The 13,102-nt window shown below is 66.8% G+C and carries 12 protein-coding genes; 5 read left to right on the top strand and 7 right to left on the bottom strand.

All coding sequences use genetic code 11. From position 1 onward, the window contains the following. Positions 1-197: 197 nt before the first annotated feature. The 4 genes from folB (at position 198) to AC07M7_RS17700 (ending at position 4,841) form a co-directional block, all read left to right on the top strand. Positions 198-551, top strand: coding sequence for a dihydroneopterin aldolase (folB, locus tag AC07M7_RS17715; protein ID WP_025878255.1), 354 nt, complete (start codon positions 198-200; stop codon positions 549-551). Positions 552-609: 58 nt separating this feature from the next. Beyond that, entirely contained in the window at positions 610-1,881 is a 1,272-nt protein-coding gene (locus AC07M7_RS17710) for a mechanosensitive ion channel family protein (RefSeq protein WP_046983886.1), read from the top strand. Between the two features lie 128 nt (positions 1,882-2,009). Further along, complete coding sequence (locus tag AC07M7_RS17705) at positions 2,010-4,184, top strand: glycoside hydrolase family 3 N-terminal domain-containing protein (RefSeq protein WP_136639636.1); 2,175 nt, start codon at positions 2,010-2,012, stop codon at positions 4,182-4,184. Between the two features lie 108 nt (positions 4,185-4,292). Further along, positions 4,293-4,841, top strand: coding sequence for a hypothetical protein (locus AC07M7_RS17700; RefSeq protein ID WP_253079370.1), 549 nt, complete (start codon positions 4,293-4,295; stop codon positions 4,839-4,841). A 70-nt stretch (positions 4,842-4,911) separates the two neighbouring features. Here the strand turns inward: AC07M7_RS17700 and AC07M7_RS17695 are convergent, their stop codons facing one another. Further along, on the bottom strand, positions 4,912-6,078 hold the full coding sequence (locus AC07M7_RS17695; protein ID WP_295378833.1) for a PQQ-dependent sugar dehydrogenase: 1,167 nt from the start codon (positions 6,076-6,078) through the stop codon (positions 4,912-4,914). 171 nt (positions 6,079-6,249) lie between these two features. Between AC07M7_RS17695 and yiaA the strand changes: the two genes are divergently transcribed. Beyond that, complete coding sequence (gene yiaA / locus AC07M7_RS17690) at positions 6,250-6,702, top strand: inner membrane protein YiaA (protein ID WP_046983882.1); 453 nt, start codon at positions 6,250-6,252, stop codon at positions 6,700-6,702. A 52-nt stretch (positions 6,703-6,754) separates the two neighbouring features. Here yiaA and AC07M7_RS17685 read toward each other — a convergent pair whose 3' ends face one another. From AC07M7_RS17685 to AC07M7_RS17660, 6 genes are all read right to left on the bottom strand, one after another. Next, a complete protein-coding gene (locus AC07M7_RS17685; protein WP_253079371.1) occupies positions 6,755-7,096 on the bottom strand; it encodes a hypothetical protein in 342 nt (113 codons plus the stop codon). Between the two features lie 111 nt (positions 7,097-7,207). Beyond that, a complete protein-coding gene (locus AC07M7_RS17680) occupies positions 7,208-8,509 on the bottom strand; it encodes an APC family permease (protein ID WP_012509853.1) in 1,302 nt (433 codons plus the stop codon). Next, a complete protein-coding gene (locus tag AC07M7_RS17675) occupies positions 8,506-9,267 on the bottom strand; it encodes a L,D-transpeptidase family protein (RefSeq protein WP_495207955.1) in 762 nt (253 codons plus the stop codon). Before AC07M7_RS17675 ends, AC07M7_RS17680 begins: the two co-directional genes overlap by 4 nt. 15 nt (positions 9,268-9,282) lie before the next feature. Further along, positions 9,283-10,131: a MurR/RpiR family transcriptional regulator gene (locus AC07M7_RS17670; protein WP_495207954.1), complete on the bottom strand. Its 849-nt coding sequence runs from the start codon at positions 10,129-10,131 to the stop codon at positions 9,283-9,285. Between the two features lie 400 nt (positions 10,132-10,531). After that, positions 10,532-11,626 (bottom strand): dipeptide epimerase, encoded by a 1,095-nt coding sequence (locus AC07M7_RS17665; RefSeq protein ID WP_495207953.1) that lies wholly within the window; start codon positions 11,624-11,626, stop codon positions 10,532-10,534. Continuing rightward, the gene (locus AC07M7_RS17660) at positions 11,627-13,063 is read right to left on the bottom strand and encodes a C40 family peptidase (protein ID WP_495207952.1); all 1,437 of its coding nucleotides are present in this window, start codon (positions 13,061-13,063) and stop codon (positions 11,627-11,629) included. Between the last annotated feature and the right edge of the window lie 39 nt (positions 13,064-13,102).

Below are 13,102 nucleotides of genomic sequence, written 5' to 3'. Positions count from 1 at the left end.
ATCTGCATCGTGTGCTCCGGGACTCGCGGCTGGATTCCAGCTCCCCCCGGGGACGTTGAGAGGTACCAAAGGGCCCCGCTAGCAGGGCCCTTTGTCTTTTCTGGAGCTGCGTCCCTGCCGGCCACCCATCGCCCGTTCCGGGCAGGCTCACCGCCGTGCCGTTACCATGGCCCCATGTATTCGGGCTGGTAAGCGCAATGGACAAGGTTTTCATCGAGGGGCTGACGATCGACGCCCTGATCGGCATCTACGATTGGGAACGACGGATCCGCCAGGACCTGGTGTTCGACCTGGAGATGGGCTTCGACAACCGTCGTCCTGCGGCCTCCGACGACATCGCTCACACCCTAAACTACAAGGCGGTCAGCAAGCGCCTGGAGCAGTTCGTGCGCGAGTCGGAATTCGGCCTGGTCGAAACCCTGGCCGAGCGCTGCGCGCAGATCGTGCTGGACGAATTCGACGTGAAGTGGCTGCGCCTGAAGCTGAGCAAGCCGGGCGCGGTGCGCGGCGCGCGCGCGGTCGGCGTGATCATCGAACGTTCGCGGGACTGACCCGGTAGTGCCGGCCGCTGGCCGGCAACCTCAACGGCAATGACGAAGGAGACAACTGATGGTGGACGCGGTGGTGGCGGTACAGTGGCTGGAACGGCTGCAGAACACACTGGAACCCTATCCTGGCGCCTACCTGGCGTTGATGATCTCGGCGCTGCTGATCGCAGCCGGCCTGGCCAACTGGGTGACCAAGCGCATCCTGGTGCGTGGTCTGCGGCGCCTGCTGCAGCGCCTGCCGGGCGCCGAGTCCGGGCGTGGCAGCCACCTGATGCGGGTCATCTCGCGCCTGTCCAACGTGGTGCCCAGCCAGGTGATCGCCTCGGGCATCACCCTCATCCCCGACCTGCCGCCCGGCCTGGTCAACGTGATCATCAAGCTGTGCATCGTGTGGGCCGTGCTGACGGTCTCGATGGCGTTTTCGCATGCGCTGGACGCGGCCAACAGCCTGTACGAGCGCAAGCCCGATGCGCGCAACAAGCCGATCAAGGGCTACCTGCAGGTGGTCAAGATCGTGGTCTTCGTGGCCGCCGGCCTGTCCATCATCGCGACCCTGCTGGGGGTGAAGCTGGGCCCGCTGGTGACCGGCCTGGGCGCGGCTACGGCGGTGCTGATGCTGATCTTCCAGGACACCATCCTGTCGCTGGTGGCCAGCGTGCAGATCAGTGGCGATGGCCGCGTGCGCATCGGCGACTGGATCGAGATGCCCAGCCAGAACGCCGACGGCGATGTGATCGACATCGCGCTGCACACCATCACCGTGCAGAACTTCGACAAGACCATCACCACCATCCCGACCAAGAAGCTGGTGACCGAGTCGTTCAAGAACTGGCGCGGCATGCAGGAGGCCGGTGGCCGCCGCATCAAGCGCGCGCTGTACCTGGACCAGCACAGCGTCGGCTTCCTGGACGAGGGCGACCTGGCCTTCCTCGGCCAGTTCGCGCTGCTGCGTGATTACCTGCAGGAGAAGGAGCAGGAGTTGGGGCAGTGGAACGGGCGCCTGCGCGAGCAGGGCGTGGCCGAGGTCAACAGCCGCCGGGTGACCAACCTGGGTACCTTCCGTGCCTATGTGGAGCGCTACCTGCGCAGCCACCCGGGCATCCATACCGACATGACCCTGCTGGTACGGCAGTTGCAGCCGACCACCGAAGGCCTGCCGCTGGAGCTGTACTGCTTCACCCGCAGCACCGCCTGGGGTGAATACGAGGCGGTGCAGTCGGACATCTTCGACCACCTGCTGGCGATCCTGCCGGCCTTCGGCCTGCGGGTGTTCCAGGCCTCCAGCGACGCCATGTTGATGGCCGGGCAGCGCCAGTTGGCCGGCTCGGAGTAAGCTGCGATGCCTCCGGCGGGGCCATACGGACCCCGCTGGTGGCTGAAACTGAATGAAAAAACCTCTCGCCAAATCGCCCGGGATCGCTAGAATGCCGGGCTTGTAAACGTTTTCATCAAGGACTGCCGGTGGCCTCCGATCGCATCGAATCCCTCATTGCCCAGATGACCGTCGAGGAAAAGGTCGGCCAGCTGGGTGTCTTCGCGGACATGGTCCGCCCGTTCGCCCCGGACGTGAACCCGGAAGCCAACGTGCGCAATGCCGACCAGGTGCTGCAGCAGGTGCGCGAGGGCAAGGTCGGCTCGCTGTTCAATGGTGTGGGCGCCGAGCTGGGCCGCCGCATCCAGCAGGTCGCCACCGAAGAGAGCCGCCTGGGCATCCCGGTGATCCTGGCTGCTGACGTCATCCACGGCATGCGCACCGTGTTCCCGATTCCGCTGGGCGAGGCCGCCAGCTTCGAGCCGGACCTGGCCGAGCGCACCGCGCGCGCCACCGCCGTCGAAGCCACTGCCGCCGGCCTACACTGGACCTACGCACCGGCCGTGGACATCGCCCGCGACCAGCGCTGGGGCCGTGGTGCCGAAGGTGCCGGTGAGGACGTGGTGCTGGGCTGTGCATTCGCCGCCGCCCGCGTGCGCGGCTTCCAGGGCAGCGACCTGCGCGCCGACGATTCGCTGCTGGCCACGCCCAAGCACTTCGCCGCCTACGGCGCGGTGATGGCCGGCATGGAATACAACATGGTGGACATCTCGCCGCAGACCCTGCGCGACGTGCACCTGCCACCGTTCAAGGCCGCCTTCGACGCCGGCGCGATCACCGTGATGTCTTCGTTCAACGACATCAACGGCGTGCCGGCCAGCGCCAACGCCGAGCTGCTGACCGACATCCTGCGCGGTGAGTGGAAGTTCCCGGGCGTGGTGATCTCCGATTACACCGCCGACATGGAACTGGTCGCGCACGGCTATGCCGCCGACGACCGCGATGCCACCGCCAAGGCGTTCACTGCTGGCCTCGACCTGAGCATGCAGAGCGGCTTCTATGCCGAGCACCTGCCGGGCCTGGTCGAGAGCGGCGAGGTGCCGATGGCGGTGCTGGATGAAGGCGTGCGCCGCATCCTGTGGCTGAAGGAAACCATCGGCCTGTTCGACGATCCGTACCGTTCGCTGGACCCGGCGCGCGAAGCCGACACCTCGCATATCGCCGACCATGACGAACTCTCGCGCGATGCGGCGCGTCGCTCGATCGTGCTGCTGAACAACCGCGACAACGTGCTGCCGTTGCAGAAGACCGGGCAGAAGATCGCCCTGATCGGCCCGTTCGTGCAGGACCGCGAAAACATCGAGGGCTGCTGGACGCTGTTTGGCGACAAGCAGCGTTACGTGGACCTGGAAACCGGCGTGCGTGCCGCCATCAGCGACGAAGCGCTGCTGGAGATCGTGCCAGGCTGCGAACTGGAAGTGGCCATCCCCGGTGGCACCGAAGCGGCCGTGGCCGCTGCGCTGCGCGCCGACGTGGTGGTGCTGGCGCTGGGCGAGCCGCAGCGTTACAGCGGCGAAGCGCAGTCGCGCGTCGAGATCACTCTGCCGCCGGCACAGCAGGCGCTGGCCGAGGCCGTGGCGATGACCGGCAAGCCGCTGGTGGTGCTGCTGCGCAATGGTCGCGCGCTGGCCCTGCAGGGCGCCGTGCGTAATGCGCAGGCGGTGGCGGTGACCTGGTACCTGGGCACGCAGACCGGCCATGCCGTGGCCGATGTGCTGTTCGGCGATTACAGCCCGTCGGGCCGCCTCCCGGTCAGCTTCCCGCAGGTGTCGGGCCAGCAGCCGTACTTCTACAACCACCCGCGTACCGGTCGGCCGGAACTGCCGACCATGTCGGAGTTCAAAGCGCGCTGGCGCGAGATTCCGAACGAGCCGCTGTATCCGTTCGGGCATGGCATCGGCTACACCACCTTCGCCTACGGCGCGCCGCAGCTGAGCGCAGCCCAGCTGGGCTGGGATGAGACCCTGACCCTCACCACCACGCTGACCAACAGCGGTGATGTGGCCGGTGAAGAAGTGGTGCAGCTGTACATCCACGACCGCGTGGCCAGCCGCGTGCGTCCGGTGCGCGAGCTGAAGGACTTCCGCAAGGTGGCACTGCAGCCGGGCGAATCCACCGAGGTGGTGTTCACCCTGACCCGCGAGCAGTTGGCGTTCACCGGCCGCGATGGCGTGCTGCGTGCCGAGCCGGGCCTGTTCGACGTGTGGGTGTGCGCGTCTTCGGCCGCCGGTGAAGCGGTGCAGTTCGAGCTGCTGAAGGGCTGATCGCGGGGTGGTAGCGCCGGGTCATGCCCGGCGTCCTCACCCATGGCAAACACGCCGGGCATGGCCCGGCGCTACCATCGGCATCCTTGAACCGATGGATGCCCGCGCATGCGCATGATCGCTGTGTTGATTCCCGCCCTGTTGCTGGCGGCCTGTTCGCAGCCGGCGCCGCCGGCCGAGCCTGCGGTGGATGCACCGCCGCCGATGGAGGCCAGTGCTGCAGCGACGCCTGCGGCTGAACCTGCCAAGCCTGCCGCCGAACCCGCCTCAACTGCACCCACCGCTACGGATGAGCCTGCGGCGGATGCGCGTGCGCGCATTGAAACCCTGCTCGGCGATGCCGCGCAGTACGAGAAGGTGTTCAACACGTTCAAGACCGCGGTGATCGGCGGTGATCGCGCTGCCGTGGTCGAGGAAGTGCGCTTCCCGTTGAACATCAGCGGTGGAAAGAAGATCACCGGCCCCGGTGAGTTCCAGCGCAACTACGAGAAGATCATCACGCCGGCGGTGGTCAAGGCGGTGTCCGAACAGGACTTCGGCAAGGTCTTCGTCAACCAGCAGGGCGTGATGATCGGCGATGGGCAGGTGTGGTTGAACGGCCAGTGCCTGGACCAGGCCTGCACGAAGACCGAGGTGAAGGTCATCACCATTCAATGAACGCAGACGGCCCCGCGTGCGGGGCCGCTGCAGACAAACCTGCCGGCCAGCGGCCGGCACTACCACCCTGTCAGGTCTTCGGGGTGAGCTTCAGCAGACGCGCCTTGTTGCCGTCTTCCAGCAGCCACAGTGCGCCATCCGGGCCCTGTTCCACTTCACGGATGCGTTCGCCCATGTTGAAGCGTTCGGCTTCGCGCGCGCTGTCGCCATCGAAGGCCACACGTACCAGCGAGGTGGATGACAGGCCGCCGATGAAGCCGCTGCCCTTCCACTGCGGGAACAGGTTGCCGCTGTAGATGACGAAGCCGGCCGGCGAGATCACCGGCGTCCAGGTCACCTTCGGGGCGGCGAATTCCGGGCGGGTGCTGTGGTCGGGAATCGGGCGGCCGTCGTAATGGTCACCATTGGAGACGATCGGGTAGCCGTAGTTGGCGCCGCGCACGATCAGGTTCAGTTCGTCGCCACCGGCCGGGCCCATCTCGTGCGCCCACAGCTTGCCGTTGGCGTCGAAGGCCATGCCGAGGATGTTGCGGTGGCCCAGCGTCCACACCTGCGCGGCAACACCGCCCTGCGAGGCGAACGGGTTGTCGGCGGGCAGGCTGCCGTCGTCGTTGAGGCGGATGATCTTGCCGAGATTGCCGCCCATGTCCTGTGCCGGATCGAACTTCTGCCGTTCACTGGAACTGATCCACAGCTTGCCGTCCGGGCCGAAGACGAGGCGGTGGCCGTAGTGGCCCTCGCCGCTGACCTTGGGCGTCTGTCGCCAGATCACCTTCAGGTCCTTCAGCTCACCGCCACCCTTGGCATCCAGCGCCAGCGTGGCGCGTGCGACGGCAGCGCCACGGGTGTCCAGCGTGCCCTCTTCGGCATAGCTGAAGTAAATGACGTGGTTGCGGGCGAACTGCGGATGCAGGATCACATCGCCGAAACCGCCCTGGCCACCATAGGCGACCTTGGGCACACCGGTGATTTCATGCTTCTGGCCACTGGCCAGGTCCAGATGCTGCAGCTTGCCGCGCTTTTCGGTCACCAGCAGGCTGCCATCGGGCAGGAACGTCATTGCCCACGGCTGGTCGAAACGACTGATTTCGGTGGCGGTGAACGGTCGCTGGTCGGCAGCGTCTGTGCTGGCGGCGGCAGCCTTCTGCCCACTGGCATCGGGGCCGGCGGCACTGCAGGCCGTGGTGGCGAGGATCGGCAACAGGCCGAGGGCGAGCAGCAGGGGCGTGCGGGTCATGGGTATCTCCAGCGGAAGGGGATGCGGATGGCCAGGCTCTCCCTTGTATACCACCGGGGCGGTGACGGTCCTGGCCCGAAGGTCCTGTTTCCCCCCTGTGCGGCGGCGGCGGGATCGTCTAGGGTGGGTTCGCCCGGGCAAAGCATGCCCGCCTGACTGCAAGGAACCGCAATGAACGCACCGATCATCCATCGACCCTCGCCGGCCTTCATTGCCGCCTCCTGGGTGGCCCTGCTGCTCGGCGCGGTGGCCTACCTGGTAGGCCTGTTCAATGCGGAGATGCCGCTGAACGAGAAGGGCTACTACCTCACCCTGCTCCTGTTTGGCCTGTTCGCAGCGGTGTCGCTGCAGAAGAGCGTGCGCGACCGTGTCGAGGGAATTCCGGTGAGTGGCCTGTATTACGCGCTGTGCTGGTTCGCATTGCTGTCTGCGCTGCTGCTGCTTCTGGTTGGCCTGTGGAACGCGACTCTGGTGTTGAGCGAGAAGGGCTTCTATGGCATGGCCTTCGCGCTGTCGCTGTTCGGCGCGGTGGCGGTGCAGAAGAACACTCGTGATCTGATCGCCGCCGGTGACGGTGAAAGCAAGCGCAGTGCGGGCGTGCCGCCGCTGCCGGAACAGGATTGACAAACGACTGGTAGCGCCGGGCCATGCCCGGCGCTACCGGCATCCGATCAAGTCAGGTACCGCGAGGCATGCCCTTGTCCAGCCGCTGGTCCAGATTGATCGCTTCCTCCCAGCCTCGGCGTACGGCATTGCGGGCCTGCGCCCACTCCAGCCGGCTCTTGCCACGTTCGCTGGCCCAGCGTGATTCCAGTTCGCTTTCCACTTCCTCGTAGGCGCGGATCATGTCCTGCGCGCGGGCCGAGTGGCCAATACGGTAGGCTGGTTCGTAGTCGTCGAAGAACAGCTGATCGTCATAGTACGGTTCAGAGGTGTAGCGCTCGCGCCAGTAGTTGCTGACCGCGTCGCGCGGGGTGCTGTCGTCCGGCACGCGGCCGGGAATCTGGTAGTCGGTCATGGAAGGGCTCCGTGGTGGACGAAGCCTGATCGTGCCTGCGCGGCGGTTAACGGCCCGGTCCGGCAGCGTGATCGTCAGATCAATCCGCCGGGCATGGCCCGGCGCTACCGATCACCCGGCGTCGGCATCCTTTCGCGGCAACTTGTAGATCACCGCGCCGATGGCGAACGCGACCAGCGCGGCCGCGATGTTCTGCCAGCTGGCACTGGCGAACAGGGCCAGGCACAGCAGCAGCGCCAGCACCGGAATCAGCGGGCCACCAGGCAGCTTCAGCGCACCGGGGCGATCGGCGTAGCGCTTCGCAAGTACCAGCACTGCCGCAGCGGTACCGATGTAGGCGAACAGGCGCGTGGTCATCGACAGCAGCGCCAGCTGCACGAACGAACCCGACAGCGCCAGCCCGAGCGCGATCAGGCCCTGGCACAGGATCGATGCGGCCGGCGTGTGGAAGCGCGGATGCACCTGCGCCAGGATCTTCGGCCCGTAGCCATCGCGCGCCAGCGCGAACAGAAAGCGCGGGCCCATCATCATCGTGTTGCTGTTGGTGCCGAGGATGGAAATGGTCGCGCCTACGGTCAGGATCAGCGCGAGTGCCTCACCACCGAAGCCGGCGGCGGCGTCAGCCAGTGGCGTGGCCGAGCTGGACAGCCCGGCCAGCGTGCCCTGCGCCACCACTTGCACCGCTCCATAGATGACGGTGACGGTGATGATCATGGTGATCAGTGCGAACGGAATATCGCGGCGTGGGTTGCGGTACTCGCCGGCCGCAGCCGGGATGTTCTCGAAGCCCGCGTAGGCGTACAGCAGCAGCAAGGCGGCTTCACCCATGCGCTGCAGGTCGTGCGGGTCCGGGCGCTGGCCGGAGAACACCAGCTGCGGATCGATGTAGAACGCGCCGATGGCCACGAACAGCAGCAGCGGCAGCATCTTGCCGATCACCAGCACCACGCCGGTCCGCGCGGCCGAGCGCACGCCGATGATGTTGACGCCGGTGAGGAAACCCAGCGATACCACGATCACCGCGATGCGGCCCATGCCGGCGCCGGCCCACGGCCAGAAGCGTGCCACCGCATCGGCCAGCGCGTTGCTCAATGCGGCCGCCGAGCTGATCCGGGTCAGCCAGATCATCCAGCCGATCTCGAACCCGGCGAAACGGCCGAACGCCTCGCGGGCATACAGGTAGCTGCCGCCGGGCTCGTCAAAGTAGCTGGCGGCCTGCGCATAGCACAGCACCAGCAACGCAACGACGATGCCGGCGGCGACCACGCCCCAGAGGCTGAAGGGGCCGAGCAGGGCGACGGTGGCGGCCGGCAACAGGTAGATGCCGCTGCCGATCACGTCGTTGATCGACAGGCCGACGATCTGCCAGCGGCTGACCGCGCGCTGCAGCTGCGGTTCGTCCTGCGCGCTCAACGGGCGTCTCCGCTCAGTGCGGGCAGCTGCCACCGTGCCTGCAGGCGCTTGTACTCGGCGCGCGGCAGCAGCACGAAGCGCGGCGTATCCTGCGGCCGCAGCCAGTCCAGCAGCGCCTGCATGCGCGGCTGCGGCATGGCGGTGCAGCCAGCCGTGGCCTCACCGGGCGCGCGCCACAGATGGGCGAAGATGCAGCTGCCCTTGCCGGGCTGGTTGTCCGGGTTGTGGGCAATCACGAAGCCTTCCTGGTAACGCACGTCGCCCTTGTTGTGCAGGTCCAGCCGCATCGGCTCGGTGGAGCCCTTGATCGCGGCGCTGCCGACCTTCTTCGCATCGACGATGCGGTTGTAGAACGGTGAACCGGGCACATCCATGCAGTAGCTGCTTTCAAGCATGGGCTGGTAGGCCATCGCGGTGCCGGGGCGGGTGATGGCATAGCCGAAGGCGCTGCCGAGCGCGAACACGCCGGCCGGGCTGCGGCCATCGCCTTCCTGCTTCTGCGGGCCTTCGCCCTGTGCCGGATGCAGGCCCAAGCCCCACGCGCTGCCGGTACGGCCGAGTGCGACCGGGAAGGCCTGCCCGTGCGCGTGCCAGCCCTTGCCGTCGCGTACATAGGCCTGCAGCTGCCCCTGGGTGCTGTCCCAGTTGTCGCTGGTAACCACGATCAGCTGGCGTGCACCATCGAGCGGCGCGGCGTGGACGGACACCGCAGCGGCAAGCAGCAGCGCAGTGGTGGCGAGGCGGGCCAGCGATTTCATTAACGTGCGCTCCGGTCAGGAATCCAGCAGGTGGTCGATCCGCTCCAGGTTCACCGCCAGTTGCTGCTGGCGGTCCGGATTGGCGTGGCAGAGCAGCACGAACAGGAAATCGAGCAGCGCGTGCATGGCGCTACGGTACAGCAGCTGCGCGACCTGCGGCGTCCGGTCGTACGCGCACACCGCCAGCGCGGCATCAGCATGCGCGCGCAGCGGGTTGGCGGTGTGGCGGGTAATGGAAATCACCTTGCCGCCCATGTCCTGGAACTGCCGCGACAGCTGCGAGAGCTGGGGCAGGTTGCCGAACTCGGAGAACATCAACAGCGCGTCACCCGGGCGTGCCGCTGACAGGTTGGCCAGCATCAGGATCGGGTCGGTATGTGGCACCACCAGCAGCCCGAGCAGCGACAGCCGCATGGCGAACTCACGCGCGTACAGGCCGTCATCACCCAGGCCGTACACGAACAGCTTCGGTGCCCCATCGAGCAGCTGCACGATGCGTTCGATCTCCTCGCGCGGGTTGGCCTGGCGGGTTTCCTCCTCGGCCAAAGCCTTGCTGCGGCGCAGGGCGTCGCCGAGGCGCAGGTAGTCGTCACCGCTGTCCGGTTCACTCGGCGCCTGTTGCGGATCGGCACCCGCGCGAGCCACGTCCTGGCCGATCGAATACTTCAGGTCCGGGTAGCCCTTGAAGCCGAGCTTCTGGCTGAACTTCACCACGCTGGACTGGCTGATGCCCAACGCGCTGGCCAGCTGCTGGGATGAGTAATCGCGCAGCAGGTGGGCGTTGTCGAGGATGAAGTCGGCGATGCGGCGTTCGATGGCCGACATCTGCCCGCGCTCAGTGCGGATTTTCAGCAGGGGCGGCATGCGGGGCGTCCGGGCATGTGTAGGCGCGTTGCGGTTGGCTGCGTAGAGCTTGTCATGGAGTGGGTCGGGCGGATGCCAGCCGCGAAGGGTGTACGGAGCGGGGCAAAAGCAGGAGCAAGGGCATCCACCCATGGCGTGGCTCTACCCGGAGCTGCTGTTGAGTCCGCCTTCAAGCGAGCCGAGCACCGCAGGTCCGGCGAGGGCGAAGAGGCGCGGGTGTCTGAGCGCAGCGAGTTCCGCGCCGTCCCTCGCCGGACCGAGGAGCATAGGGCACCGACGTGCGCAGCACGTCGGCTCGCGGCCGGCGGAGCGTTTCTTTTGGTTACTTTTCTTTCCGCAGAAAGAAAAGTAACGCCCGACCCAAAGTCAGTTGTACGCCAGGCCAGCCGCAAGGCAGAGATCAACCCAGCATCTCCAACCCCCGCACTTCGGTGATACCCAGCCCCGGCACGTCGCTGATGCTGATCTCCGATTCGTTGAAATGTACGCCGCCGCTGACCGGGTCGAACTGGCCCAGCGATGGGCCGTCGAGGTCGACCTTGGTGATCACATCGCTCTTGGCCACGGCCAGATGCACCGCGGCGGCCACGCTGATGCTCGATTCGATCATGCAGCCGATCATGCACGGCACGCCGTAGATGCCGGCAATATCGGCGATGCGGATCGCGTTGGACAGGCCACCGGTCTTCATCAACTTGATGTTGATGATGTCGGCCGCGCGCTGCTGGATCAGGTCCATCACCTGGCTCGGGCTGAACACGCTTTCGTCGGCCATCACCGGCGTGTTGACGCGGTCGGTGACGTACTTCAGGCCGCTGATGTCGGCGGCCTTGACCGGCTGCTCCAGCAGTTCCAGCACCACGCCGGCTTCTTCCAGCGTGCGCATTGCGTGCACGGCCTGCTTGGCGGTCCAGCCCTGGTTGGCGTCCAGGCGAAGCAGGGCGCGGCCTTCCACGGCGGCGTGGATCGCCTTGACCCGTTCGATGTCCAGACCGATGTCCTTGCCGACCTTGATCTTCAGCGACTCGAAGCCGCGTTCGATTGCCGACAGCGAGTCAGCCACCATCTTGTCGATGTAGTCCACGCTGATGGTGATGTCGGTGGTGATCACCGGGTCGCCGCCACCCAGCATCTGGTACAGCGGCGCGCCATGCAGCTGTGCCCACAGGTCGTACAGCGCGATCTCCACCGCCGCCTTGGCACTGCTGTTGCGCTCCATCGCGGTCTGCACCAACGTGCATAGATGGTTGAGGTTGACCACCTCCTGGCCGATCAGGCGCGGCGCGATGAAGTGGCGGATCGCCTCGATGATCGAGCCGTGGGTATCACCGGTGATCACCGCGGTGGCCGGCGCTTCGCCGTAGCCGGTGTGGCCAGTGTCGGTGCGGATCAGCACCACCACGTCTTCCACGGTCTCCACGGTGCGCAGGGCGGTCTTGAACGGTGTTTTCAGCGGCACGCGCAGCATGCCCAGTTCGATGGCAGTGATCTTCATTCAGGGGGTCTTGGCACGCAGGCGTTGGATGTTGGTGATGCGGTCGATGTAGCGGACGCTGTCGCTGGCCATCATCGGCTCCAGCGGGGTGACCGAGACACCATTGAGATGGGCCTGCACGCGCTTGCCGTCGGCACCGAACCAGCTGCCGCCCGCGGTATCGTGGATCACCCAGGTGCGGCCGTCGACGTGGCCGATGGCCATCATCACGTGGCCGGGGATGTAGACCAGATCGCCCACCTGCAGGTCGGTGACGGCGCGGTCGCGCACGGCCTTGCCGTCCTTGGTGGTGAACGGCAAGCGGTCCAGCGCCGGGCTGACCGCTTGCGCGCTGGTATTGCGCGGTAAGAGCGCGCCGAAGCTGCGGTAGATCTCGGAAACGAAACCGCTGCAGTCGCGGGTGTCGTAGTCGTGGCCCCAGCCGTAGCGTTCACCGAGGAATTTGTAGGCCTGCTGCAACAGCAGGCGCGGGGTCAGCGGCAGGTAGTCGGCTGCGGTGTCCTGCGAACGCGGCAGCAGCGCCGGCACCAGCTTCAACCGGCCATCGCTTTCGCGCACCGGCAGCTGCACCACCCACGCGGCATGTGCCTGCTGGCCGTTCACCGGCTCGGCGGCCGGCCACTCGGCCAGCACCGGCAGGCGCACGCCCATGTCCAGCTGCAGGCGCGACACGCGGGGTTCCTCCGGGGCGTAGGTGGTCTGTGCGCTGGCGCCGGTGACGATCCGGTACGGCCCCTTCGCGCCGTAGCCGAGCACGGTGGCTTTGTCGCCGCTGGCGATGGCATCGGCCTCGATCCACGCGCTGTAGCGTTCGCTGTGCACGAACAGCCAACGGCCATCGGCGCTGCGATGGACCACGGCGACCTTGTCGCCGGGGAACAGTGCCGATTCCTGGAAGCGGTCGATGTCGGTGTCGCCGACGGTGCTGAAGACGCGCTCGCGGGTGGGGAAGGTGCGCAGTGCGGCGCGCTTCACCACCAGCCCGTATTGCGGTGTCGTCTGCGCGGGAATCGCATCAAGACCGAGGTTGGCTTCGATTGCGCTGCGCAGTGCTGGGGTGATGGCCTGGCCCTTGTCGTTGTACAGAGTGCGGGCGGGCCAGCTCGACAGTGCGGTGATGCTGGCGCGCACCGCCGCCGCATCAAGCTGTGCGGGCAGCACGGCGATGTCCTGGATGTGGCTGTCCTGCGCCCGCATCCGCGCGTTCTGCGCGTCGATCTGCGTGCGGTCGAGGACCGGGGTGTCGGCGTTCTCGAGCCGTGCTGCCCAGTAGTCCGGCGTGAGGTAGGCCTCGTGCAGGCCGATCACATAGGGCAGCGGCGCGCCGGGATCAGGCGTCGGGGCAGCGAGTGCGAAGGCCGGGGCGGCCAGCACGCACAGGGCCAGGGTCAGCCGGCGCGGCCAGTGCCGGCGCGGTTCGCGGGAAGCCAGGATCATGCGCTGCACACCCTCCTCGAATGCCTGTTGGAATATTTA

This window comes from Stenotrophomonas sp. GW821-FHT09E08 (assembly GCF_059416125.1).
The sequence above is the reverse complement of the archived record's forward strand: the minus strand, read 5'-3'. Positions and strand labels throughout refer to the sequence as shown.

Coding starts and splice junctions, on each gene's coding strand:
- folB (WP_025878255.1), top strand. CDS start 198: ATGGACAAGGTTTTCATCGAGGGGCTGACGATCGACGCCCTGATCGGC.
- AC07M7_RS17710 (WP_046983886.1), top strand. CDS start 610: ATGGTGGACGCGGTGGTGGCGGTACAGTGGCTGGAACGGCTGCAGAAC.
- AC07M7_RS17700 (WP_253079370.1), top strand. CDS start 4,293: ATGCGCATGATCGCTGTGTTGATTCCCGCCCTGTTGCTGGCGGCCTGT.
- AC07M7_RS17695 (WP_295378833.1), bottom strand. CDS start 6,078: ATGACCCGCACGCCCCTGCTGCTCGCCCTCGGCCTGTTGCCGATCCTC.
- yiaA (WP_046983882.1), top strand. CDS start 6,250: ATGAACGCACCGATCATCCATCGACCCTCGCCGGCCTTCATTGCCGCC.
- AC07M7_RS17685 (WP_253079371.1), bottom strand. CDS start 7,096: ATGACCGACTACCAGATTCCCGGCCGCGTGCCGGACGACAGCACCCCG.
- AC07M7_RS17675 (WP_495207955.1), bottom strand. CDS start 9,267: ATGAAATCGCTGGCCCGCCTCGCCACCACTGCGCTGCTGCTTGCCGCT.
- AC07M7_RS17670 (WP_495207954.1), bottom strand. CDS start 10,131: ATGCCGCCCCTGCTGAAAATCCGCACTGAGCGCGGGCAGATGTCGGCC.
- AC07M7_RS17665 (WP_495207953.1), bottom strand. CDS start 11,626: ATGAAGATCACTGCCATCGAACTGGGCATGCTGCGCGTGCCGCTGAAA.
- AC07M7_RS17660 (WP_495207952.1), bottom strand. CDS start 13,063: ATGATCCTGGCTTCCCGCGAACCGCGCCGGCACTGGCCGCGCCGGCTG.